The sequence below is a fragment of the Microvirga calopogonii genome (assembly GCF_003347665.1).
GTDB lineage: Bacteria > Pseudomonadota > Alphaproteobacteria > Rhizobiales > Beijerinckiaceae > Microvirga > Microvirga calopogonii.
This window is the reverse complement of sequence record NZ_QDGA01000001.1, coordinates 456,706-479,925: the sequence shown is the minus strand read 5'-3', so window position 1 is coordinate 479,925 and position 23,220 is coordinate 456,706. Positions and strand designations below refer to the sequence as shown.

21 protein-coding genes are annotated in these 23,220 nt (G+C 59.6%); 20 read left to right on the top strand and 1 reads right to left on the bottom strand.

From position 1 onward, the window contains the following. Positions 1–122 precede the first annotated feature (122 nt). From DDF70_RS02175 to DDF70_RS02085, 19 genes are all read left to right on the top strand, one after another. Complete coding sequence (locus tag DDF70_RS02175) at positions 123–569, top strand: DUF6766 family protein (RefSeq protein WP_114943201.1); 447 nt, start codon at positions 123–125, stop codon at positions 567–569. 577 nt (positions 570–1,146) lie between these two features. Further along, a complete protein-coding gene (locus tag DDF70_RS02170) occupies positions 1,147–1,434 on the top strand; it encodes a hypothetical protein (RefSeq protein WP_114943200.1) in 288 nt (95 codons plus the stop codon). A gap of 14 nt (positions 1,435–1,448) precedes the next feature. Next, entirely contained in the window at positions 1,449–2,048 is a 600-nt protein-coding gene (locus DDF70_RS02165) for an NAD(P)H-dependent oxidoreductase (protein ID WP_114943199.1), read from the top strand. Positions 2,049–2,097: 49 nt separating this feature from the next. Further along, positions 2,098–3,093 carry an MsnO8 family LLM class oxidoreductase gene (locus DDF70_RS02160; protein ID WP_114943198.1) on the top strand — a complete coding sequence of 332 codons (996 nt, stop codon included), beginning with the start codon at positions 2,098–2,100 and terminating at the stop codon, positions 3,091–3,093. Positions 3,094–3,111: 18 nt separating this feature from the next. Next, positions 3,112–4,455, top strand: coding sequence for an LLM class flavin-dependent oxidoreductase (locus DDF70_RS02155; protein WP_114943197.1), 1,344 nt, complete (start codon positions 3,112–3,114; stop codon positions 4,453–4,455). 47 nt (positions 4,456–4,502) lie between these two features. Continuing rightward, positions 4,503–5,648 (top strand): M20 aminoacylase family protein, encoded by a 1,146-nt coding sequence (locus DDF70_RS02150; protein ID WP_245435346.1) that lies wholly within the window; start codon positions 4,503–4,505, stop codon positions 5,646–5,648. Positions 5,649–5,663: 15 nt separating this feature from the next. Then, a complete protein-coding gene (locus DDF70_RS02145; RefSeq protein WP_114943195.1) occupies positions 5,664–6,209 on the top strand; it encodes a GNAT family N-acetyltransferase in 546 nt (181 codons plus the stop codon). A gap of 35 nt (positions 6,210–6,244) precedes the next feature. Further along, the gene (locus DDF70_RS38655) at positions 6,245–8,041 is read left to right on the top strand and encodes an amino acid ABC transporter permease/ATP-binding protein (RefSeq protein ID WP_162820196.1); all 1,797 of its coding nucleotides are present in this window, start codon (positions 6,245–6,247) and stop codon (positions 8,039–8,041) included. Between the two features lie 20 nt (positions 8,042–8,061). Then, on the top strand, positions 8,062–8,976 hold the full coding sequence (locus DDF70_RS02135) for an ABC transporter substrate-binding protein (protein WP_114943193.1): 915 nt from the start codon (positions 8,062–8,064) through the stop codon (positions 8,974–8,976). A gap of 76 nt (positions 8,977–9,052) precedes the next feature. Further along, on the top strand, positions 9,053–9,967 hold the full coding sequence (locus tag DDF70_RS02130) for an ABC transporter substrate-binding protein (RefSeq protein WP_245435329.1): 915 nt from the start codon (positions 9,053–9,055) through the stop codon (positions 9,965–9,967). 19 nt (positions 9,968–9,986) lie between these two features. Then, entirely contained in the window at positions 9,987–11,024 is a 1,038-nt protein-coding gene (locus tag DDF70_RS02125; RefSeq protein ID WP_114943191.1) for an LLM class flavin-dependent oxidoreductase, read from the top strand. Between the two features lie 127 nt (positions 11,025–11,151). Then, a complete protein-coding gene (locus tag DDF70_RS02120; protein ID WP_114943190.1) occupies positions 11,152–11,748 on the top strand; it encodes a 2-hydroxychromene-2-carboxylate isomerase in 597 nt (198 codons plus the stop codon). A 51-nt stretch (positions 11,749–11,799) separates the two neighbouring features. Then, complete coding sequence (locus DDF70_RS02115; protein ID WP_114943299.1) at positions 11,800–12,993, top strand: cystathionine beta-lyase; 1,194 nt, start codon at positions 11,800–11,802, stop codon at positions 12,991–12,993. A 102-nt stretch (positions 12,994–13,095) separates the two neighbouring features. Further along, positions 13,096–14,139: an isopenicillin N synthase family dioxygenase gene (locus tag DDF70_RS02110; protein WP_114943298.1), complete on the top strand. Its 1,044-nt coding sequence runs from the start codon at positions 13,096–13,098 to the stop codon at positions 14,137–14,139. A gap of 647 nt (positions 14,140–14,786) precedes the next feature. After that, entirely contained in the window at positions 14,787–15,830 is a 1,044-nt protein-coding gene (locus DDF70_RS02105) for an amino acid ABC transporter substrate-binding protein (RefSeq protein ID WP_114943189.1), read from the top strand. Between the two features lie 21 nt (positions 15,831–15,851). Continuing rightward, a complete protein-coding gene (locus DDF70_RS02100; RefSeq protein ID WP_114943188.1) occupies positions 15,852–17,039 on the top strand; it encodes an amino acid ABC transporter permease in 1,188 nt (395 codons plus the stop codon). A gap of 299 nt (positions 17,040–17,338) precedes the next feature. After that, on the top strand, positions 17,339–18,106 hold the full coding sequence (locus DDF70_RS02095) for an amino acid ABC transporter permease (RefSeq protein ID WP_245435328.1): 768 nt from the start codon (positions 17,339–17,341) through the stop codon (positions 18,104–18,106). A gap of 40 nt (positions 18,107–18,146) precedes the next feature. Next, positions 18,147–18,371, top strand: coding sequence for an alpha/beta fold hydrolase (locus DDF70_RS02090; protein ID WP_114943186.1), 225 nt, complete (start codon positions 18,147–18,149; stop codon positions 18,369–18,371). 272 nt (positions 18,372–18,643) lie between these two features. Further along, on the top strand, positions 18,644–19,618 hold the full coding sequence (locus tag DDF70_RS02085; protein WP_114943185.1) for a quinone oxidoreductase family protein: 975 nt from the start codon (positions 18,644–18,646) through the stop codon (positions 19,616–19,618). Between the two features lie 115 nt (positions 19,619–19,733). Here the strand turns inward: DDF70_RS02085 and DDF70_RS02080 are convergent, their stop codons facing one another. Further along, the gene (locus tag DDF70_RS02080) at positions 19,734–21,080 is read right to left on the bottom strand and encodes an LLM class flavin-dependent oxidoreductase (protein ID WP_114943184.1); all 1,347 of its coding nucleotides are present in this window, start codon (positions 21,078–21,080) and stop codon (positions 19,734–19,736) included. Between the two features lie 514 nt (positions 21,081–21,594). On the opposite strand from DDF70_RS02080, the gene DDF70_RS02075 reads away from it, so the two are divergent. Next, the gene (locus tag DDF70_RS02075) at positions 21,595–23,193 is read left to right on the top strand and encodes an ABC transporter substrate-binding protein (protein WP_114943183.1); all 1,599 of its coding nucleotides are present in this window, start codon (positions 21,595–21,597) and stop codon (positions 23,191–23,193) included. Positions 23,194–23,220: the final 27 nt, after the last annotated feature.

Below are 23,220 nucleotides of genomic sequence, written 5' to 3'. Positions count from 1 at the left end.
TTCCTAGCTCCGCAAGACCCAGACTACGAAGCCGAGGTCGCCTGGGTCGGATTCCGGCTGGAAAACAACATTCCTGTCCCGCGTTGACGAACCGTAGCGGTTCACGAGCGTGAGGTCAGTGTATGCGTCGGTTCCTGCGGGACAATGGGTTGTCGCTCACCCTGTTCGCCCTGTTCCTGGTCTCCTTCATCGGTCAGGCGCTCACCGGCTGGACGGCCCATGCCGAGGAGCTCCGCCTGCATGAGCTGCCCGAGATCGGCTTCCTCGCCTACCTGACCAGCGGCCATTTCATCTCGGCCACCTTCGAGAACTGGGAAAGCGAATTCCTCCAGATGGCGACGTACGTGCTGCTGATGGTGTTCCTGTTCCAGAAGGGCTCGCCCGAGTCCAGGAAGCCGGACGAGGACAATCCCGAGGACGAGCCGCCGCACAAACGGCGCGGCGAGCCGGACGCGCCGGGCCCGGTCCACCGCGGCGGCCTGCTGCTAGTGCTCGGCATCTATCTTCGCGAACGCGGCTCGCCCGAGTCGAAGCCGGTGGCCGCCCCGCATGCCATGACCGGACACTGACGAGCGCGGGCCGACGCCTATCTGTGAAAACAAGCTCCCATTTTCGCACGTCATGATCCGGGCCACGGTCTCACGGAATCCGAGTAACGCCTCTATCGAAATGGAATTCGACCGACATTCTCGGAGAAGAGCAATTCTTTCTCTTAGTCGCGCTCGAACGATAACGATCTTCTATGGACGAAGAACTATTCCGAGAGGCTCGCATTTTTAAGACAAAAGCGCTCTTTCATGTCGTTCTTTAAAAAGAACATTCTCGTTGACAGACCGGAATAGGGAAATCAACATAACCGTGCTGATCAGGTGGGTTCGCTGCTTGAACAGCCGCGGTGATTTGACGGTGAGCAGCTTGCGCCGCGTGATCAAACGCTAAAGCGCCACGGAGCCTGTGCTGCCCCGTGGTCCTAAGCTAAATGCAAAGGATATCCGGTCGTGCATGCTCCGTCCTCCCGAAACCACCTTCTCTCCTGTCGTTGGCACATGACCGCCTGTTGCGGCTGTTGAAGCCGGGCTGACGCTTCTTTTCTTCGCTGATCGCAAACCCGCTGGTCCTTGCTGCCGGCGACAGGAGATCTTTGCCATGAGTAGCACCACCATCAGCACAGCGCGCGTCATCGAGATCGGCAACATGACCGCTGGTATCGCTGTTCCGGAGGAGGGCGGCTATCGCTTCTTCTCCTCACAGCCTCCCTTCGATGCTCTCGATGGGCGCCGCTTCCGCAGCTTGAAGCAAATCACTTCTGTGGCTCACGAGCGCTGTCGGCGCAACACTGCGCCACCTTCTCCCAATTCATCTCCCACCAAGCTGGCGGATCCATCCACTGATCTGCTGCTCGCTATTCCAGGCCCTTTCCTGCTGCCCGTCTGACAAGGGGATTTCCTATGAGCCGACCGCGCGTCGTCATCTTTTCCGGTAATACTCGCCGTCCCTCGCGCAGCCGTGCTCTGGCGGAAGCGCTCGGCGCCGAGGTGGGCCGCCGTGTGTCTATCGACCTGAAGATATACGATATTCTTGATGCCGGCCCTGGCTTTGGTTCCGCGCTGGTGCGCAACGATCTCCCACTGCCGGCGGCCCGCATTCTCGATGAGATCGAAAGCGCAGATGCGTTGATTGTCGGCACGCCGGTCTACAAAGGCGCTTATACGGGACTCTTCAAGCACCTGATCGACTTCATTGGTCCGGAACACCTGACCGGCAAGCCTGTGGCCCTGACTGCCACGGGCGGGGGAGCACGTCATGCACTCGTCGTCGAGCACGCACTGCGGCCTCTCTTCGGCTTCTTTGCCTCTTTCACCATTCCCACGGCTATCTACGGGTCGGATACCGACTTCGCAGCAACAGATGATGGCACAGGGTACGTAGTAGTCGACTCAGGTATCCGTACGCGACTGTCCAGTGCGGCGAACGAACTCGCCGGTCTTCTCTCGAAGCCCGCGGCCGTGACTGAGCCCGTGCTCCGTGCTGCCCGCGCCGCGAAATGACCAGCCGAACTTCAGTTGATCGGCATTCGAGCTCTGTGAGATCTGCTCAATGAACTACCGCCTAGGTCTGCTCGATAAGAGCCCTCTAGCCTCCGGCGACATTGCCGAGAATGCGCTTGCAAGAACAATCGATTTCGCGCGCCACGCGGAGGCGCTTGGCTATCACCGGTTCTGGGTCGCAGAGCATCACGGCTTCCCGGGCCTCGCCAGCTCTGCTCCCGAGCTTCTTGCTGCCTTTGTCATCGCTCGGACCACACGGATCCGGGTCGGCTCAGGCGGTGTGCTCCTTCAGCATTACAGCCCCTACAAGGTAGCCGAGAGTTTTAATCTGCTCGCAGCCCTCGCTCCTGGACGCGTCGACCTTGGTGTTGGAAAGGCCCCCGGCGGCTTCCCTCTTTCGACGAAGGCGCTCGGAACGGGACGGTCCCCGACCGATTTCGCAGACGAGCTTGCGCTCCTCGATGTGTTCTTGAACGGCGGACCGCCGGAGGGACATCCCCTTCATGGAGCCGTGGCGAAGCCCACCCCAACCTTTGTACCTGAACGGTTCCTGCTTGGTGCAAGCTCGGAGAGCGCGCTTCTCGCAGCAAAGCTCGGTTGGGCCTTTGTCTATGCCGGTCATTTGAACGGCGACCGTAAAGCTATGGCCGAAATCCTGACGACCTATCGGCAAGCGAGTGACGGCCAAGCCCCTATCCTTGCACTTGCGGCCTTTGCTGCACGAACCTCATCGGAAGCTGAGCGCCATGTTGCGGACCTGAAGATCGTGCGTGTCGAACTGGACACCGGCCAGAGCGTCAATCTCGGGACCGAGGAACAGGCAGCGGAGTTCGCTCGCCAGGCAGGAGCGGCATCCTATCGCATTGAGGAGCGGCGCCCACGTATCGTCGCAGGCACTCCAGCACAAGTGCGCCGGGAGCTTGACCAACTCTCCCGCGAGTTCGGGATCCGCGAGTTCATCCTCGACACACCGGTCGCCAGCGCGGCTGAGCGCTTCACCTCCATCGAACTTCTCGCCGCAGAATCCCCAGCGGCAGCGGCCTGACCTCACAAGGAGATCTCCATGTCCCGCAAGCAAATCAGACTCGGTATCATGCTGCAGGGTCCTGGCGGACACATGAATTCATGGCGTCATCCGAGTGGACCTGCCGACGCGAGCGTCAATTTCGACTTCTACCGCACGACGGCACTCAAGGCGGAGGAAAACGGCATCGCCTTTGCGTTCGTTGCGGACGGTCTCTATATCAACGAGAAGTCGATCCCGCACTTCCTCAATCGATTCGAGCCGATCTCAGTTCTCTCGGCTCTGGCTGCCGTAACCTCGCGGATCGGTCTCGTCGGCACCGTGTCCACGTCCTACAGCGACCCTTTCACCATCGCTCGGCAGTTTGCTTCGCTGGATCTCCTCAGTGGAGGGCGCGCCGGTTGGAACGCCGTGACATCGCCGCTGGAGGGCTCCGGCCTCAATTATGGTCGGCCCCACCCTGAGCACGCGCTGCGCTACGAGATCGCCAACGAGTATCTCGATGTCACCAAGGGACTGTGGGATTCCTGGGACGATGATGCCTTCGTGCGGGATCGCGCCACAGGTGTGTTCTTCGATAGGACGAAGCTTCACACACTTGGTCACAAGGGCCGCTTCTTCTCGGTTGAAGGGCCGCTCAATATCGCACGCTCGCCACAAGGGCAGCCTGTGATCTTTCAGGCGGGATCGTCAGATGCGGGTATTGGTCTTGCTGGGCGCCATGCCGATGCCGTCTTCACGAACAATACGAACCTGGAAGACGCGAAATTGTTTCGTCGGCAAGTTCGAGCGAGCGCCGTAGCGCATGGCCGCCAGGCTGACGATGTGCAGATCTTCCCCGGGATCGGACCGATCGTGGGAGCGACTCAGGCGGAGGCCGAAGCCAAGTACCGCGCGATCCGGGATCTGGTCACGATTGAAGAAGCGCTTCTCTATCTCGGCCGCTATTTCGACCATCATGACTTTAGCGCTTACCCGCTCGATGGGCCGTTCCCCGATCTCGGCGATATCGGCCGTAACAGCTTCCGCTCGACCACTGATCGCATCAAGGCGGAGGCTCATGCGAAAGGGCTCACCTTGCGGGAGGTTGCCCTGGATGCCGCAACGCCTCGGACTGATTTCATCGGCACGCCTCATAAGATTGCGGACGAGATCATCCGCAGGGTAGACGAAAAGGCAGCCGACGGCTTCATCTTAGGGTTCCCGGTTATCGCGGAGGGACTCGACGACTTCGTCCGATATGTCCTTCCAATTCTTGAGGAGCGTGGTGTCTACAAGCGCACGCTCGCAGGGCAAACCTTGCGCGATCATCTTGGGTTGCCGTTCCGGGAAAGCCAGTATGCGAAGGACGGCGCTGCTCGGCACGAAGCGGTAGCATCATGACGCTGCTGATCGAACCAGACCTGCATCCTGTATCCCGTGTTGCGGCCATGTCGGAAGAGGGCGCCGAGATTGACCCCTTCATCGCGATCCGGCGCGATCTTCACCGCCACCCGGAACTCGCCTTCAAGGAGCGTCGGACGAGCGAGCTGGTCGCCGACCATCTCGCCTCCTGGGGATACGAGGTGGCCCGAGGTTTTGCCGGCACCGGGCTCGTCGGGACTCTTAGACGAGGATCAGGCGAGAAGCGGCTTGGGATCCGGGCCGACATGGATGCCCTGCCGATCAACGAAACAACTGGATTGTCCTATACGAGCATGCACGAAGGAGTCATGCATGCATGCGGCCATGATGGCCATACGGCAATCCTGCTCGCTGCCGCCAAGGCAGTGGCGGACGACGTCGATTTCTCGGGCGAGCTCCATCTGATCTTCCAGCCTGCCGAGGAGATTGGTGCTGGCGCACGGCGCATGATCGCCGACGGACTGTTCGAGCGCTTCCCCTGTGATGCGGTGTTCGGGCTCCACAACTGGCCAGGGCTTGGCGCGGGACAATTCGGATTTGTCGAAGGCCCTGCAATGGCTGCCGTCGATCAGGCTCACATCACCGTAATCGGACAGGGCGGCCATGGGGCTGCTCCGCACGAGACGATCGACCCTGTCGTCGCTGCCGCGTCCTTGATTACGGCGCTTCAGAGTGTCGTCTCGCGCGCGGTCGACCCGCTGGAGGCGGCGGTCGTGACGGTCGGGTCCATCCATGGCGGTACGGCATCCAACGTCATTCCGGATAGCGTGGAGATGAAGCTGACGCTGCGCAGCTTCACGGCAGCGGTCCGCAACCTTCTGGAAGCCCGTGTACCGGCGCTTGCGCAGGCGCAGGCCGAGAGTTTCGGAGCGCGAGCCCACGTCGACTACCGGCGTGGCTTCCCTCCTGTGATCAACCATCCAGCAGAGACGCAGTTTGCTCGCAGGATCGCCCTGACGCAGTTCGGCCCGGAGGGCATCGCTGAATCCTTCCGCCCGCGGACCGCGAGCGAGGATTTCGCGTTCTTCCTCGAAGCCAGGCCCGGCGCCTTCGTATTCGTGGGCAACGGCGACAGTGCTGCCCTCCACAGCCCTCGCTACGACTTCAACGATGCCATTCTGGCGCCGGCTTCTGCCTTCTGGACACGCCTTACAGGCGCTTTCCTTCAGTAAATCCGGAGCGATCCCATGACGGACACCTTCCTCTACACCTCGCCGGACGACGAGCGTTCTCGCCCGCTCGTCGAGGCTCTCACTCACGAATACGCAACACGGTACGGCACCTACTTCGGCGATGAGCCGGGCGCAGAAATGCGGCGCTACCCAGCGGCGTTGTTCGCTCCGCCGGAAGGAAATTTCGTCCTGCTTCTACGCAATGGGGCAGCCATCGCTGGTGGGGCGTTCAAGCGCTACGATGAGCACACCGCTGAACTGAAGCGGATCTGGACGCACGAGAACCATCGCCGTCAGGGGCTGGCGCGTCGTGTCGTGCTGGAGCTAGAAGCACAGGCTCGGCGTCAGGGCTACAGCCGTATCTATCTGACAACGGGTTTCCGCCAACCTGAGGCGAAGGGCCTGTATCTCAGCATGGGCTATACGCCGCGCTTCGATGTCACCCTGGATCCGGAGATCTACAAGATCCTGCCCTTCGAGAAGGAGCTGGTACCAAAGGTGGTCACTCTCGCGAGCAGACGTGAACAGTTACTTACCGCTGAGCCTGTGACTACCCCTTAGATGTCAGGTCGCGCACGGAGGTGTACTTCATGACCATGGTATCAGCCCTAAGACAACTCGACATCCCTTCTGAACAGACTTCTCTCGGAAGCAAGGCACATTTCCGGATTGTCCCTGCGAGATATCCAGCACGCACGATCGGCACCGTACTCTCGCTGATCGTGATCTTCGCGATCTTGAATTCCGTCTTCTCCAACTCGCGTTGGGGCTGGGATGTCTTCGCGGAATGGTTCTTTGCCGAACCTGTCCTCGCAGGGCTTGGGCGAACGCTCCTGCTGACGGCACTGGGTGCCACACTCGGCTTCCTCTTGGGCACGGGTTTGGCCCTCGCAAGGGTCTCCGGTTCGCCTCTCCTGGCTTCGCTCTCGTGGGGCTACGTCTGGCTCTTCCGATCGATTCCTCTGATCGTCCTGCTGCTGATCCTTAACAATCTCGGCTACCTCTACGAAACGATCACCCTCGGAGTCCCGTTCACCGACATCTCGTTCTTTTCGTATCAGACGACGCAGCTGCTCACGCCGTTCGCGGCTGCCGTGATCGGCCTTGCCCTCAACCAGGCAGCCTTCTGTTCAGAGATCATCCGCGGTGGCATCCTGTCGGTTGACCAGGGACAGCTTGAGGCTGCCGCTGCGCTCGGGTTGCCGAAGTCTCGGCAGGCGACCCGGATCATTCTGCCGCAAGCCATGCGGGCGATCTTGCCGACCGGCTTCAACGAGATCATCGGCTTGGCCAAGGGCACATCGATGGTCTACATCCTGGCCCTGCCGGAACTCTTCTACACCATCCAGATCATCTATCGTCGTAATCTTGAGGTCATTCCGCTGCTGATGGTGGCAACGGTCTGGTACTTGGTGATCCTGAGCGTCCTTTCCTTCATTCAGTATCATATCGAGAGGCACTACTCCAAGGGAGCGCTGCGCAATCCCCCGCCTGCGCTCATCACGGCTGTTTTGAAGCGAATTGGGTATCCTGTGATTGCGGAAGCCGGCGCACAGGCTGCAGCGGCCCGTCCGGTTTCTGACGTCCAGCCTTCGCAGGCTCCATCCGCCAGCCTTGCTGCCCTCGCTGCGTCAGGAGGCGATGTGAGCATCGAGGGTGTGAGCAAGAGCTTCGGCGCGCTCAAGGTTCTCGATGACGTCAGTCTTCATGTTCCAGCCGGCAGCGTCACGGTGATCCTGGGCCAGTCCGGCTCCGGCAAGTCCACATTGCTGCGGGCGATCAACCACTTGGAGCGGGTGGATGACGGCTTCATCGCCATCGATGGCGATCTGATCGGCTATCGGCGCGATGGTGACACGCTGTACGAGCTCAAGGAACGCGAAATTCTGCAGCGCCGCGTCGATGTCGGCATGGTGTTTCAGAACTTTAACCTGTTCCCGCATCTCACTGCTCTCGAGAACATCATCGAGGCACCAATCAGCGTCCGGGGCCGTGCTCGCGACGAGGCAGTCGCCGAAGCGCGCGAACTCCTCGTCCGGGTTGGACTGCGCGACAAGGCCGGGACCTACCCCCGACAGCTGTCCGGTGGACAACAGCAGCGTGTTGCCATCGCCCGCGCTCTGGCAATGAAGCCGAAGGTGCTGCTCTTCGACGAGCCGACCTCAGCGCTTGATCCCGAACTCGTCGGCGAGGTGCTCGCCGTCATCAAGGAACTTGCCCGCTCCGGCACGACGCTCGTCATCGTGACACACGAAATCGGGTTTGCGCGTGAAGTCGCCGATCAGGTCGTCTTCATGGAGCAGGGGCGGATTCTTGAGGTCGGTACGCCCGAGCAGGTCTTCAACGCCTCACAGCATCACCGCACCCGCGAGTTCCTCGCCAAGGTTCTCTGATTTAGCCCAAGGAAAATGCCATGATGTTCAGAACTCTTCTCGCAACCCTCATCCTCGGTCTCTCTGGGACGATAGCTTTCGCCCAGTCCATCGATCTCAGCCCCGAGCAGCAAGGTCGACCGCACGCGGAACGGGATGAGGCGGCGATCCGACTGATTTCGCCGAATGCCAGACTTGCCAAGGAAGGCGTGTTCACCGTTGCCGTAGCAGCAGGCCGATTGCCCTTCAGTGCCTATGCAACAGACACCAAAACCGTGATCGGCTCGGACCCCGATATCGCATACCTCGTGGCCGACAGCTTGGGGCTGAAGCTGGAGCTTGTTCCTGTCGCCTGGGCTGACTGGCCGCTGGGGCTCGCATCCGGGAAGTACGATGCCGTCATCTCCAACGTCACGGTCACGGAGCAACGGAAAGAAAAATTCGACTTCTCGACCTACCGCAAGGATGAGCTTGGCTTCTATGCAAAGGCGGACAGCACCCTCAGCATCAAGGATCCGAAGGATGTTGCCGGCCTGCGGGTGATCGTCGGAGCGAGCACCAACCAGGAGCAGATTCTGCTGCGCTGGAACCAGCAGAATGTCGCACAGGGTCTCAAGCCGGTCGAAGTCCAATATTACGACGACGACGTAGTGCGCGGACTAGCGATCCAGTCAGGTCGCGCCGACGCTTATCTGGGCCCCAATGCCCTTGCCGCCTTTGAGGCTGCCAAGGATGGAAAGACGAAGCTCGTGGGTACCTTCAGCGGTGGATGGCCGCTTGTCGCCGAAATCGCCGTAACGACCCGTAAGGGAGCCGGACTCGCGGACGCGATCACGCAGGCGATCAACACGCAAATCAAGAATGGCAACTATGCCAAAGTGCTGGCACGCTGGAGCTTGACCCCGGAAGCCGTCGAGCGGTCGCAGACCAACCCGCCCGGGCTGCCGAAGAGCTGAGCTCGACCAAACAAAGAACTGTCCTGAAGCCATAACAGAAACAGGGTTTGCCATGATTTCGAGACGCAGCGTCGTCATGTCTCTGTTCGCCGCGGGAGCTCTATCGGCTCTGACCTTCGCGCCTGCATTCGCCCAAGTCACATTCGACCTCGGACCGGAACAGACCGGCCGGATTCGAGCGGAGCGGGATGAGAGCGCTGTCAAGGCAATCCCGCAAGCCTACAAATTCGTTGAGCCGGATAAATTCACCGTTGCGATCAGCCCGAGCGGACCGCCGCTGGCCACTTATGCCACCGACGCCAAGACGGTTGTCGGAGCCGACGCTGATTTCGCCCAGCTGATTGCGGACAGCCTCGGGCGTGAGCTCAATCTTGTTCCGGTGGCCTGGGCGGACTGGCCACTCGGCCTCGCGTCCGGTAAATATGATGCGGTCATCTCCAATGTCGGCGTGACGGAGCAGCGCAAGGAGAAGTTCGACTTCGCCACCTACCGCCAAGGCCTGCACGGCTTCTTCGTCAAGAGCGACAGCCCGATCGGTGCGATCAAGGAGCCGAAGGATGCTGCCGGATTGCGGATCATCGTCGGAGCCGGGACCAACCAGGAGCGGATCCTGCTGGAATGGAGCAAGCAGAACATCGCGGCTGGCCTGAAGCCGCTTGACCTTCAATACTATGATGATCAGCCGACGCAACTCGTCGCCCTGGCCTCAGGACGCGCCGACGTCATCGTGCAGCCTCATGCACAGCTCGTCTTCATCGCAGCCCGCGACCGGAACATCCGCCGTGTTGGAACCCTGAGCGCCGGCTGGCCCCAAAGATCCGATGTGGCCATCGCCACCCGCAAGGGCAGCGGTCTCGTGGATGCGTTGACGCTTGCGACCAACAATCTGATCGCTAACGGCAAGTATGGGAAGGCCCTAGCGCGCTGGAGCCTCGAGGAGGAGGCGCTGCCGCGATCGGAGACCAATCCACCGGGTCTGCCAAAGTTCTGATCGTCGGACGAAGAGCAGCATGAGCATCCGTTCCGCCTCGATCAGCCATATCGGTTTTCTTACCCCGGGCAACTACCCGGACGATGATCCTCTACACGGGCTGGAGCAGACGCTCCAGCTTCTTGAATATGGCGAGCGTTTGGGCTTCGACAGCGCTTGGGTTCGCCAACGGCATCTGGAGCCTGGGATCTCGTCCGCGAGCGCGTTCCTCGCGGCCGCGACACAGCGCACATCCCGCATCCAGCTCGGGAGCGCAGTCATTCCGATCGGCTATGAAAGCCCCTTCAGGCTGGCCGAAGACCTATCCACCGTCGATGTCCTGTCTCGTGGACGCTTGAACGTAGGCATCAGTGCCGGGCGGCCGCCGCATGCCGATCTGATGGCACCCCTCGTCTTTGATGGTGAATGGGAAGCCTATGACTTTTCCCATGGCAGGGTCGTGCGCTTCCTCGACAATCTCCGGGGTGAGCGCCTCGGCGATGAAGGAACACGCATCAAGACACCGTTTGGGCTGCAGCGCCCGCGGTTGCAGCCACACGCAAGGGGGCTGATTGACCGAATTTGGTACGGCGGCGGCTCCCAGTACTCTGCGGAATGGGCTGGACGCAACGGTCTCAATCTCCTGACCGGCAATGTGATCAGCGGTGAGGGGACCGATGACTTCTTCATTGCGCAGTCGCGTCTGATCGAAACCTTCCGGCGGGCATCGGGTGGGGCGCGGCGCATCGCGCTTGGTCGTGTCATCGTCCCCACTGACAGTGCGGGTCGAATTTCCCGGAAACGCTATGCGGAATACGCGGCCAGCCGCTATGAACGCACTCTCTCGCCACAAGGAGAACGGCGAACTCTATTCGCGCGCGATCTGGTCGGGACGTCTGATGAGATCCTTGAGCAACTTTTCAAGGATCCCATCCTGCCGCATGTCAGTGAGTTTCGCCTCGAGCTCCCTTACGAGTTTGGTGAGGACGAGTACCGGCAGGTCCTGTCTGACTTCGTGGCTCGGATCGCACCGGAACTCGGATGGCGCGCGCTCCCTGCCATCGAAACGGTCGTGTGAAGCGGGCAAGGACATTTGACCATCGTCTGCAACCCCCACGGCAGGAACATGTGGCCGCATCAACAATCATATCGGCGACGAACCACAGCTGGATTTGGGCGCCCATTCCTAAACAGAAGGTCTACCAGTGACGAAAGTCGTAGAATATTTCTTCTCAATCGGCTCCCCGTGGTCCTACATCGGCTTTGACGCCTTTCTCGACCTGGCACACAGGTATGAGTTGGAAATCAATCCCCATTTAACCACTGTTGTCGAAGAAAACGGTGGCATCTTTTCGCGCAACCGTCCTGAAGTGCGCCGAGCGTACGGAGTACGCGATTTGGCACGCTGGGCCAAGGTACGTGAGAAGGCGCTTCTCCTGGATAACAGACCTGCGCTTTCGGATCCGACACCTGCCTCGCTTTCGGTAGTCGCAACTCTTCTGGCCGGGGGCGACTGGGTCACCCTGACGCGTGGGTTGCAAGAAGCCTTCTGGACGCGCGGAGAAGACATTGGTCTGCCGGAGGTTCGCCGCAGGATAGCCGATACTCTCGGCCTCGACGGCGCTGAGCTACTGAGGCGCGAGCAGGACGAGGATGTGAGGGCAAAATGGGCCTCCGACCGCGCTCACGCCATTCAAGCCGGCGTTTTCGGTTTTCCAACCTACGGCTATGATGGTGAGATCTATTGGGGGCAGGACAACCTTCCCTTCCTGGAGCGCCACCTTTCCGGGAACCCGCTGTAGTGGTGCTTCGGCTCGTTCATTCTTCCAGAGAAACACGGCATGGCAAAACAGATGAACGTGAAAGACGACCATTCGATAGGGGTCGGTCCGAACACGCAGCTCATTCGGGCCGGGTACAGTCCCTTTGATTATCACGGCTTCATTAACCCGCCGACAGTGCGCGCCTCAACGGTCCTGTTCCCCGATGCCCACACGATGGAAACTCACGGACAGAAATACACGTATGGAACACGCGGCACACCAACAACCGATGCTCTCTGCGAGGCCATGAATGAGCTCGAAGGAGCGGCGGGCACGATCATCCTTCCTTCCGGCCTTGCGGCTGTCACTGTGACCTTTCTGGCCTACCTCTCGGCCGGCGATCACGCTTTGATCGTCGATTCGGTTTATGGCAACGTCCGGCACTTTTGCGATACGATGCTGACCCGGTTCGGTGTCGAGGTCGAGTACTACGATCCATCCCTCGGCGCTGCGATTGAGACGCTGTTCAAGCCGAATACCAAACTGGTGCATACTGAAGCACCGGGATCGAATACGTTCGAGATGCAAGATATCCCTGCAATCGCGGCTGTCGCTCACAGGCGCGGTGCCGTCGTGACGATGGACAACACCTGGGCCACCCCGATCAACTTCCGACCGCTCGATTTTGGCGTGGATGTATCCATTCAAGCGTCAACCAAATATCCTGCAGGTCACGCCGACATCTTGATGGGAACCGCTTCAGCCAATGCCAAGCACTGGGATCAATTGCAGCAGGCACATGGAGAGCTTGGTATTTGCGGCGCTGCGGACGATGCTTATCAGGTTCTCCGTGGTCTGCGGACAATGGGAGTGCGCCTTGAGCGCCATCAGGCGAGTGCTCTTGCCATTGCAGAATGGTTGGAGTCACGTAACGACGTCGCTCGCGTTCTCCATCCGGCTCTGCCGAGCTTTCCGGGCCACCACATCTGGAAACGCGACTTCAAAGGTGCAAGCGGTGTCTTCTCCTTTGTCTTGGCTGTTTCGCGAGAGCAGAGCTTCAGAGCTAAGGCGCAGGCCTTCCTGAACGGCCTGTCGCTGTTCGGGCTCGGGTATTCATGGGGCGGTTTTCAGAGCTTGGCGCTCCAAGTCGATTTGGGCGAACGCCGGATCCTGCGTGCGCCGGGCGACGGGCCGGTCATCCGGCTCCAGATCGGGCTTGAGGACGTCGCCGACCTAAAGTCAGACCTCGCGAGGGCATTCGATGCCGCGCGCGGTTGGTTTTGAACGCAGGCGACATCAAACCTCGTATCTCCGTGGGACATTGGCCCCACTGACAGCCCGAAGAGAGCATTTCAACCTGTTGACCACCTGTAGCGAGACTTAATGATGACGAGCCAAACAACGTCAGCGCACCTGCCCACAATCGACCTATCCCGGTTTTACGCTGGCGCAGCTGAGCGTGCCAGCTTTATCAAAGACCTGAGAGCCATTCTCCATGACCATGGATTTTTTTATCTGACCGGGCATGGCGTGCCGCAAACGCTGATCGAGGAAGTGCTGGCATATTCGAAGCGCTTCTTCGCGTTGCCGGAAGAGGACAAACTCTCAATCGAGATGGTGAAGTCACCGCATTTCCGCGGCTATAACCGTGCCGGATACGAGCGGACGCGCGGCGAACAGGATTGGCGCGAGCAGCTCGACATCAATACGGAAGGTGAGGCCCAGCCCATCAAGTCGGATACGCCTCCCTGGAAGCGCCTTTACGGTCCCAACCAGTGGCCTGAGGCCTTACCAGAACTGAAGCCGGTTCTCCTCACCTATCAGGCGGAGGTCACCCGCGTCGGCATCGATGTACTGAAGGCGATTGCCGTCGCGCTGGATCAGCCGGAGAACGTTTTTGCACCGATTTATGAGCCCCAGCCCACGCAGCTCCTGAAGATCATCCGCTACCCAGGGCGTGACTCTACCGACAGTGACCAAGGGGTTGGGGCTCACAAGGACGGTGGCTTCGTGACAGTCCTTCTCCAGGACACAGCAGCTGGCCTCAGAGTGCGCACCGAGGAGGGCGCATGGATTGACGCACCTCCGGTTCCTGGCACGTTTGTGATCAATACAGGTGAGCTCCTGGAGCTTGCGACCAATGGTTTTGTTCGGGCCGACGTGCACGATGTGGTGACACCGCCGCGCGGAACCGAGCGCTATTCAGTCGCTTTCTTCCTGGGAGCTCGTTACGACGCGACGATCCCGGTCATCGACCTGCCGGAGGAGTTGAAGCGGGCCGAACGAGGCGTCACGGTCGACCCATTGAACCCGATCTTCCGGGAGGTGGGCCTAAATCACCTCAAGAGCCGCTTACGGTCTCACCCTGATGTCGCGCGTCGCCATCATGCCGACCTCCTGCCTCCGGAAGCGCAAAGCGCGATTGCCTGACCGGACACCCACGGAGGGTCGTTACTTGAGTGCGGCCCTCTGCAATGTCCAAGACGTTGGAAACGCTTTGGAGACGCATAGCGCTTCCTTCGGCGTGAGCACCGCGACGCCGGCAGAGTTCCACCATTCATCATGGTTGGCCAAGCTCCCGCCTGGCTAATATCCCGCGCATCGGCGGGGATCCGATTTGGTCACGGGCCACATCTTTGTTCGTCATTTAGAACGATATGGGCCGATATTCGCTTCGACCGGTCGATTAGTCATGGGCGCTGCCAGCATCTGAGGACAGTTTTGATCCATAATTGCACTTCTTTCTCTTTAGAAGACTGCCGGAAGAAGAGAATTCTCCTAGTTGCCGTTCTTTAAAAAGAACATTCTCGTTGACCTTGAGTGTGCAATCGGACACCTTCTGAAGGTCTGCTGATGCTTCTTCTGAACCAAAGGCCACGGTGAATACGCGGCCTGGTATCTCGCGGACTTAGGTGTCGAGCTTCGCTGCTGCATGGATTCTTTCAGAGCGAACTTCAACTGAAGTGTCCAGGCCTGGATCCAAGTCACCCGGCAAAGCCGCGGCTTCGATCAGCAAAGCGAGAACCCTAAGCGAGAGTGGAAGTAAGGCCTGGAACGTAACGAACTCGGGGGTCATCATGATCAAGAACGGAAGACACAGTCTTCGCAAGACAATCGTGGCAGCCGCACTCGCGCTGTCCTCAGCAACTCTTCTTTCGGGAATAGCCTATGCCGGCGAAACTCTCGACAAGATACAGCAACGCGGCAAGATCAAGGTCGGCGTGGGATCGCAGCCCGGATTCTTTGCACCTGACAGCAACGGCCGCTGGCAAGGTTTCTTCGTCGATATCGGCCGCGCTCTCGCGATCGCTGTGTTCAATGACCCCGAAAAAGTCGAGTTCACCTCTTCGTCACCCCAGCAACGCCTCCCGGCGCTTCAGTCGGGCGAGTTCGACATACTTCTATCAGGCGTGACGCAAACGATCACCCGCTCGACCCAACTCGGCTTTCATTTCGGGCCGGTCGTCTTCTATGACGGGCAGGGCCTTCTTGTGCCGAAGAAGCTGAATGTGACCAAGGGCAGCGAGCTGGATGGCGCCACTGTCTGCGTTCAGACCGGAACGACGGGTGAGCTCAACATCGCAGACTTCTTCCGCAAGAGCAAAATCAGCTTCAAGCCTGTCACCATTGAGGATACGAATGAGTTCCTTAAAGCCTTCGAAGCCGGCCGTTGCGATGTGCTCACGCAGGACGCTTCAGATCTGGGCATCAAGCGCACGCAGCTGAAGAACCCTGATGATTACGTTCTTCTCCCGGAGCGAATCTCAAAGGAGCCGCTCGCTCCCGCCATTCGCTGGGGTGACGACCGCTGGCTCGAGATCGTGAACTGGACCGTCTATGCCCTGATCCAGGCCGAAGAGCTCGGCATTACCAGCAGCAATGTTGATACGTTCCTCAAGAGTGAAGACCCGGCGATCAAGCGTTTCCTCGGCATCGATCCGAGCCTCGCACAGGCAACCAAACTCGATCCAAAGTTCGCCTACACGATCGTCAAAACTCTCGGCAATTACGGCGAGATCTTCGAACGCAACGTGGGCAAGGACACGAAGGTCGGCTTTGAGCGCGGCTATAACCAGCCTTGGACACAGGGCGGCCTGCTCTACGCGCCACCGTTCCGTTAATCGGTGAAGGATGCTTCCTTTATGAAGCCCCAAGCATTGCCGGGTCTCCCGAGACCCGGCTTTTTCCAAGCACTCAGGCGTTGGTGGGGGCCAAATCCTCTGCTGCAGATGGGGCTGTTCGGTGGGCTCATCGCTCTGTTGATACTGCTCGGCCTCAACATGCTTGCGACCATGCGCCATCTGGGGCTCTCGCCAGGATTCGATTTCCTGGGGCGCGCTGCGAACTTCGAGATTGGGGAAGCGCTGATTCCGTTCTCTGCAAGCGATGTCTATGCCCGCGCCCTTCTGGTGGGGCTCTTGAATACCATTGCCGTTTCCGTCCTCGGCTGCTTTCTCGCCACCATTCTTGGTCTTCTGCTGGGAGTTGCCCGACTGTCCGGAAACCTGCTCCTTTCTGGTTTCGTCCAGGGCTATATAGAGGCCGTGAGAAACGTGCCGCTGTTGTTGCAGCTCTTTCTATGGAGTGCCATAACGCATGCGTTGCCCCCGCCACGCCAAGCCTTACAACCTCTTGACACAGTTTTCCTGAGCAATCGCGGGGTATTCCTGCCGACGCTTCACCTTGAGGCACCATCAGCTTTGTGGCTTATCGCCCTCGCGTGGGTTGGAGTTGCGGGACTGTATCTGCTTGTCCGTCCGAGGATACCGTGGGGTTCATCTTTGCGCCTGGCTAAGCCGGTCGTCGTTCTCTCGATCCTTTTCCTGCTCTTAGCCTTCGTGCTCTCTGAGGGTGCTATCGCCGTTGAAGCGCCGCAGCTGAAGGGGTTCAATATCGTCGGTGGTGTGTCACTCTCGCCCGAGTTCGCCGCGCTGCTCCTGGGCCTTACCGTTCACACGTCGGCAGGCGTTGCGGAAATTGTCCGTAGCGGAATCGAATCTGTCTCCGTAGGGCAATGGGAAGCCGGTAAGGCGCTCGGCCTATCCCGTAGCCGAATCCTGCGCCTCATCGTCTTGCCGCAGGCGATGAGGGTGATTACGCCGCTCATCACGTCGAGCTATCTCGACTTGACTAAGAACTCCAGTCTCGCGGTCGCCATCGGCTTTCCAGATCTCGTCAGCATTGTCAACACGAGTGCAAACCAGACTGGGCAGGCACTTGAGACGATCACCATTCTGGTAGGCGTCTACCTCGTACTTAATCTGACGGTCTCGTTCGTTATGAATAAACACAACGCGCGGCTCGCTGCTCGGGGAATGCTCGGGAAATGACAGGTCTCATCATGTCTCGCCCCACGTCATTGAAAACACTGTCCCGGCGATGGCGCGTGGGTCTCTTCGGAACCTGGAGCAACACGCTTCTGACCTTTTTGTTCATGGCCTTTCTGGCGTGGGCGCTGCCGCCACTTCTACGCTGGGCCATTCTGGAAGCTGCCTGGTCTGGAACTCAGGATACATGTGCCCAAGCCCGTGGCGCATGCTGGGCTTTCATTGGTGCGAAAATCCAGTTTATCTTCTTTGCCTTTTACCCCAGGTCCGAGCATTGGCGACCGTTCCTCGCGCTTACTCTCATGCTGCTCCTCTTCGTGCTCACGGCGACGCCGCGCTTCTGGCACCGGCGCATGGTATGGCTCTGGGCTATCGTTCTCGGCCTTGTTGTTCTGCTGATGAGCGGTGCTGGATCGGAAGAGCAGATTTCGGCAACGCAATGGGGAGGGCTCCCCCTGTCGCTTCTTCTGTCGGCAGTAAGTTTCGCGGGCGCCTTTCCGATTGCGGTCTTGCTTGCCTTGGGGCGGCGCTCGTCCATGGGAGGTGTCAGGTCCTTATGCATCGGCTTTATCGAAGTGATGCGCGGGGTGCCAATGATCGCTGTCCTCTATGCAGCGACACTCCTCGTTCCAATGATGCTTCCGGACGGTCTAGCGCTCGACAAGCTCCTGAGGGTTCAGATCGCCATGCTCCTGTTCTTCTCTGCCTACCTTGCTGAGATCATCCGGGCAGGTCTTCAGGCTCTGCCGGCAGGACAATATGAGGCGGCGCGCTCGCTCGGATTGAGCTACTGGGCTTCCGTTCGCCTCGTCATCCTGCCGCAAGCGCTCCGCTCGGTCGTTCCGGCTCTCGTAACTCTCGCGATCGGTATCTTTCAGGCGACATCGCTTGTGGCAGTCGTCGGCATCTTCGACCTGCTCAATGCTGCCAAAGCCTCTGCGACCGATCCTAACTGGCTCGGGTTTTATGACGAAGCTTTCGTCTTCGTCGCGCTCATTTATTTTGCTCTCTGCTTTAGCGCATCCCGCTATAGCCTATGGCTTGAGAGGGCGCTGTCGTATGGTCGCTGACGGGATTCGATATCATGACGATACGTTGCCGTAAGAAGCTATGGACCAAGCTTCAGTCTTTGAGCAACGGGCTGCCATCCGGGTGCCGACTGCTATTGTTCTAGGAGATCACGACGAGGGGATCACCCGCGCTCATACCGAGTACTTGGCGAACACGATTCCAGATGCCAAGCTGCTCATCATGCCGCAGGTGAGTCGTTTCGATATGCTGCAGGACCCGGCGGGCTACACCAAAGCGATCCGGGATTTTACGGATACACCATGACTATCCTGCGAGAGAGTTAGCAGAGCTGAGTTACCGTGAGCTGACGGCATTGACTTGTTGCTCCCAACGACCCTGCCGCAACGCCTTGGTTTCTGTTGCGGCGGCTTCTGTGGGGTGTGCTTTGGGTCTGCTGAACCTTATTCCCCAACTCGGGGCAAGGCAGCATGGCGCCGGCGTGTACGGGCCCGATCAAAGTCGTACTTTGATGCCATGCAGACATTTGATCTTCGCCTAATGTGGAGCCGTAATCTGGCTCGGAAGGGAACGACATCATGACCCACGCTATTCGCTTCCACCAGACTGGAGGTCCTGAGATTCTCGTCTGGGAAGAGGTTGAGGTCGGCCAGCCTGGGCCAGGTGAAGCCCGTGTCCGCCACACGGCCATCGGCCTGAACTACGTCGACACCTACGTGCGCTCTGGCGCGTACCCGGCTTCACTGCCAAGCGGTCTCGGCACAGAGGCGGCTGGCGTGGTCGAGGCGGTCGGTCCGGGCGTGACCGACGTGAAGGTCGGTGACAGGGTTGCCTACTCCGGCGGCCCCCAGGGCGCCTATTCCGAAGAGCGCGTCATACCGGCCGATCGCCTGGTCGTGCTGCCGGACGGCATCTCCGATCAGCAGGCTGCCGCGATGATGCTTAAGGGCATGACCGCCCAGTACCTCATCCGTCAGACTTACAAGGTCAAGGAACGTGACACCATCCTGTTCCATGCGGCCGCCGGCGGCGTCGGCCTCATCGCGTGCCAATGGGCAAAGGCCCTGGGCGCTACCGTCATCGGCACTGTCGGCAGCGCCGAGAAGGCCGAACTCGCCAAGGCTCATGGCTGCGAACATACCATCCTCTACACGCGCGAGAACTTCGTCGAGCGGGTGAGGGAGATCACCAATGGCAGCATGGTGCCGGTCGTGTACGACTCGGTCGGCAAGGACACCTTCTCTGCCTCGTTGGACTGTCTTGCCCCACGCGGGCTCATGGTGCTCTTTGGGCAATCCTCTGGTGCGGTCGAACCCGTCAATCTCGGAATCTTGGCCCAAAAGGGCTCGCTCTATGTGACGCGGCCCACCTTAGGGACTTATGCCGCAAAGCGGGCTGATCTCCTGGCCATGGCCCAGGACCTGTTCGATGTCGTGCTCTCTGGCAAGGTCAAGATCGAGGTCAACCAAACCTATCCATTGAAGGATGCTGCCAAGGCTCATGAGGATCTACAGTCTCGTAAGACCACCGGATCAACAATCCTGACCGTTTAGCAACCAGCGTCTCATCCTGCTCTGGTGTTTCCCTAATGAGGGGAGCTTAACCATCCCAACTCAGCGAGGTGCTCGGAGCGGACGTCAGGCTTTGGGTGTGGTTCGGTTTGAAGCTCTACGATGGTCTTGCTGCAGGGCCGGAGAAGAAACGGTTCTCCGGCCGCGGCAAGCCAAGATGCTCACGCAGCGTTGCCCCCTCATAATCGTGTCGGAAGATGCCCCGCCGCTGCAGTTCTGGCACCACCTTGTCGACAAAGTCGTCGAGCCCGGCCGGCAGGAACGGGAACATCACGTTGAAGCCGTCACTGCCCTCGCTGGTCAGCCATTCCTCCATCTCGTCTGCGATCGCCGCAGGGGTGCCGACGAAAGCAAGTCCAGAGTAGCCCCCGAGGCGCTGAGCCAGTTGACGGACCGTCAGCTTCTCACGGTGCGCAAGCTCGATGACCCGCTCTCGTGCACTGCGGCTGTCATTGGTCTCGGGGATGTCCGGCAGCGGCCCATCGGGATCAAACCCTGACGCATCGTGCCCAAGTGCGATAGAGAGTGAGGCAATCGCGCTGTCATAGTGCACAAGGCTGTCGAGCTTTGCCCGTTTTGCGCGGGCCTCCTCGACCGTGTCCCCGACCACGACGAAGGCACCGGGCAGGATCTTCAGATGGTCCCGCGGGCGGCCAAGCCGATCGAGCCTCCCCTTCACATCCGCATAGAAGGCGCGCCCAGCGGCGAGAGTGGGCGTGGCCGCGAAGATGACTTCAGCAGTTTCAGCCGCGAGTTGCCGACCCGCTTCCGAGGCGCCAGCCTGCACGATCACCGGCCATCCCTGCACCGGGCGGGCAATGTTGAGCGGACCCCGCACTGAGAAGTACCGGCCCTTGTGGTTGAGCACATGCATTCGCTCAGGTTCGAAGTACAGGCCAGTCTTTGCGTCGCGGGTGAAGGCGTCGTCGGCAAAGCTGTCCCACAATCCGGTCACCACATCATAGAACTCCCGAGCGCGGACATAGCGTTCGTCATGCTCCATGTGCTCCTCAAGCCCGAAATTCAGCGCTGCGTCCGGATTCGAGGTCGTGACAATGTTCCAGCCGGCCCGCCCTCCGCTGAGGTGGTCGAGCGAGGCGAAGCGGCGGGCGACATGGTAGGGCTCCTCGAACGTGGTCGAGGCAGTAGCGATGAGGCCAATGCGGTCCGTGGCGCCGGCAAGCGCGGAGAGTAGGGTGAGCGGCTCGAACGAGGTGACGGTGTGACTGCGCTTCAGGGCCTCGGCGGGCATATTCAGGACAGCAAGGTGATCCGCCATGAAGAAGGCATCGAACTTGCCGCGCTCCAGCGTCTGAGCAAACCGTTTCAGATGGGGGAAGTTGAAGTTGGCGTCGGGGTAAGCTCCTGGAAAGCGCCAGGCTCCGGTATGGATACTCGCCGGACGCATAAAGGCGCCGAGATGTAACTGCTTCTGATTACCCATGTTGGTGTCCTTATTCCAAAGCTCTACACTTGTGCGACCTCTGACAGTACGAGAGGTTCTGGCCAGAACGTAGCGAGTGCCGTGTCAGGACGCTCATAGAGCAACTCTGCTGCCACCATAGATCCGATCGCTGGGAGCCCGTCTGTAGATCGGCATCAAACTCCTTATCTCTTCCAGAAATTGTGCAAATTCCTGAACACGCGGGACAAATCACCGAGGTGAAGGGGCTCCGACCGGCACCTATGTGACGCTCCTATTCCGACCAGAAATCTTATACGTTCATGAGGTTGCGCCTCATCAATGGCGGGATTCCAGCTTGGAGCCGAATGACACCCCAAAGATCCGCTTCTTAGGTGCTTGCTCATCCAGCTCTGCCAATAAACATATATAAATGTGAATACGAGATATTTCCAAACTAACACGCGTATTGTAGCGTTTCTACATGATCCTATTGGCCCTAGGGGCCTCGGCACCGACCGAAGGGTCAGCAGAGCGTTCTACGGAGAGATTTCATATGTCCAGTCATCGTCTGCGGAGTGCGGCATTGGGAGCGACGCTCTTAACAGCCCTTGCCATAACCACTCAGGTTCAGGCATCGACGCCTCCGAACACTCTGGTGGTTGCTACGTCGATTGACGATGCCGTGAGCTTCGATCCCGCAGAAGGCTTTGAACTGACGACTGTCCAGTCCTTCAACAGCCTCTATCAGCGATTGGTTCGGCCCTCAAAGATCGATCCGACCAAGATCGAACCAACCTTGGCGGAGTCCTGGGTCGCTGCTCCGGACGGGAAGAGCATCACATTCAAGATCCGGGATGGTGCAGCTTTCGCGTCCGGCAATCAGGTCCGCCCCGAGGACGTGATCTTCTCGCTGTCGCGCGCGGTCAAGCTCAACAAGTCGCCGGCCTTCATCCTCAATGAGCTCGGCTGGACCGCCGACAGCGTCGACGGTCAATTGACGAAGGTCGACGATACTCACGTCAAGCTGGCATGGTCCGCCGACATCGGACCTAACTTCGCCCTGGCGATCCTCACGGCGCCAATCGCTTCGATCGTGGATGAGAAGGCCGTGTCGGCCAACGCCAAGAGCGGCGACTTCGGCAACGAGTGGCTCAAGACCCACTCGGCAGGATCGGGCCCTTTCACGATCACAACCTACCAGCCGCATGAGGCACTGGTCTTTGCAGCCAATCCCAAAGCTCCGCTGGGCGGCCCGAAGATCAGCCAGATCGTCTTCCGCAATATCCCCGACCAAGCGGCACGCCGTCTCCTGATCGAGCAGGGTGACGCGGACGTCGCCCGCGGCCTCAGCGCGGATCAGGTGAGTGCGCTCAAAGGGAAGAACGGTCTCAAGGTGGAGGAGATCGCTTCCGCAAGGACGGACTATCTGCGGTTCAACGCAGCAAGCACGACCAATCCCGCTCTCGCCAATCCTGCGCTTTGGGAAGCGGCACGCTGGCTAATCGATTACGACGGGATTGCCAAGGACCTGCTGAAAGGGTCGGTGCAGGTTCACCAATCCTTCCTGCCTGAAGGTTTCCCGGGAGCCTTGCCCGACAATCCGTACAAGCTCGATATCGAGAAGGCCAAGGCCATTCTTGCAGGGGCGGGCTTGGACAAGGGCGTTACCATCAAGTTCACGGTGTTCAACACCGCTCCCTTCACGCAGATCGCTCAATCCCTGCAGGAGACCTTCGGCAAGGCGGGCATCACGCTCGACATCCAGCCGGGCGTTGCGAGCGAGGTTTATGCGAAGGGCAGGGCACGCCAGGACGAAGTGACGTGGCGCTACTGGATCCCGGATTACTTCGACCCCAATTCCAACGCGAGCGCCTTCACGCTCAATCGCGGCGGCGAAGGGCCGAAGAACGCCGCTTGGCAGGCCGGGTGGGTGGTTCCGCAGCTGAGCGACAAAACGCAGGCCGCAGTGCGTGAGCAGGATCCGGCCAAGCGCATCGCGATCTATCAGGAACTGCAGCGTGAGGTGCGGGACAACTCACCTTTCATCTTCACGTTCCAGGGACGCGATCCGGTCGTGCTGAGGGACAATGTGAAGGGCTATGCTCAAGGGCTCAACGCCGATCTGGTCTATTACGACGAGGTCCAGAAGTAATTGTCCTCCACGATTTTTCGTGATCGT

Bases quoted from the DNA above. Each gene is read 5' to 3' on its own strand.
- DDF70_RS02175 (WP_114943201.1), top strand. From the start codon at position 123: ATGCGTCGGTTCCTGCGGGACAATGGGTTGTCGCTCACCCTGTTCGCC.
- DDF70_RS02170 (WP_114943200.1), top strand. From the start codon at position 1,147: ATGAGTAGCACCACCATCAGCACAGCGCGCGTCATCGAGATCGGCAAC.
- DDF70_RS02165 (WP_114943199.1), top strand. From the start codon at position 1,449: ATGAGCCGACCGCGCGTCGTCATCTTTTCCGGTAATACTCGCCGTCCC.
- DDF70_RS02160 (WP_114943198.1), top strand. From the start codon at position 2,098: ATGAACTACCGCCTAGGTCTGCTCGATAAGAGCCCTCTAGCCTCCGGC.
- DDF70_RS02155 (WP_114943197.1), top strand. From the start codon at position 3,112: ATGTCCCGCAAGCAAATCAGACTCGGTATCATGCTGCAGGGTCCTGGC.
- DDF70_RS02150 (WP_245435346.1), top strand. From the start codon at position 4,503: ATGTCGGAAGAGGGCGCCGAGATTGACCCCTTCATCGCGATCCGGCGC.
- DDF70_RS02145 (WP_114943195.1), top strand. From the start codon at position 5,664: ATGACGGACACCTTCCTCTACACCTCGCCGGACGACGAGCGTTCTCGC.
- DDF70_RS38655 (WP_162820196.1), top strand. From the start codon at position 6,245: ATGGTATCAGCCCTAAGACAACTCGACATCCCTTCTGAACAGACTTCT.
- DDF70_RS02135 (WP_114943193.1), top strand. From the start codon at position 8,062: ATGATGTTCAGAACTCTTCTCGCAACCCTCATCCTCGGTCTCTCTGGG.
- DDF70_RS02130 (WP_245435329.1), top strand. From the start codon at position 9,053: ATGTCTCTGTTCGCCGCGGGAGCTCTATCGGCTCTGACCTTCGCGCCT.
- DDF70_RS02125 (WP_114943191.1), top strand. From the start codon at position 9,987: ATGAGCATCCGTTCCGCCTCGATCAGCCATATCGGTTTTCTTACCCCG.
- DDF70_RS02115 (WP_114943299.1), top strand. From the start codon at position 11,800: ATGAACGTGAAAGACGACCATTCGATAGGGGTCGGTCCGAACACGCAG.
- DDF70_RS02110 (WP_114943298.1), top strand. From the start codon at position 13,096: ATGACGAGCCAAACAACGTCAGCGCACCTGCCCACAATCGACCTATCC.
- DDF70_RS02105 (WP_114943189.1), top strand. From the start codon at position 14,787: ATGATCAAGAACGGAAGACACAGTCTTCGCAAGACAATCGTGGCAGCC.
- DDF70_RS02100 (WP_114943188.1), top strand. From the start codon at position 15,852: ATGAAGCCCCAAGCATTGCCGGGTCTCCCGAGACCCGGCTTTTTCCAA.
- DDF70_RS02095 (WP_245435328.1), top strand. From the start codon at position 17,339: ATGCTGCTCCTCTTCGTGCTCACGGCGACGCCGCGCTTCTGGCACCGG.
- DDF70_RS02090 (WP_114943186.1), top strand. From the start codon at position 18,147: ATGGACCAAGCTTCAGTCTTTGAGCAACGGGCTGCCATCCGGGTGCCG.
- DDF70_RS02085 (WP_114943185.1), top strand. From the start codon at position 18,644: ATGACCCACGCTATTCGCTTCCACCAGACTGGAGGTCCTGAGATTCTC.
- DDF70_RS02080 (WP_114943184.1), bottom strand. From the start codon at position 21,080: ATGGGTAATCAGAAGCAGTTACATCTCGGCGCCTTTATGCGTCCGGCG.
- DDF70_RS02075 (WP_114943183.1), top strand. From the start codon at position 21,595: ATGTCCAGTCATCGTCTGCGGAGTGCGGCATTGGGAGCGACGCTCTTA.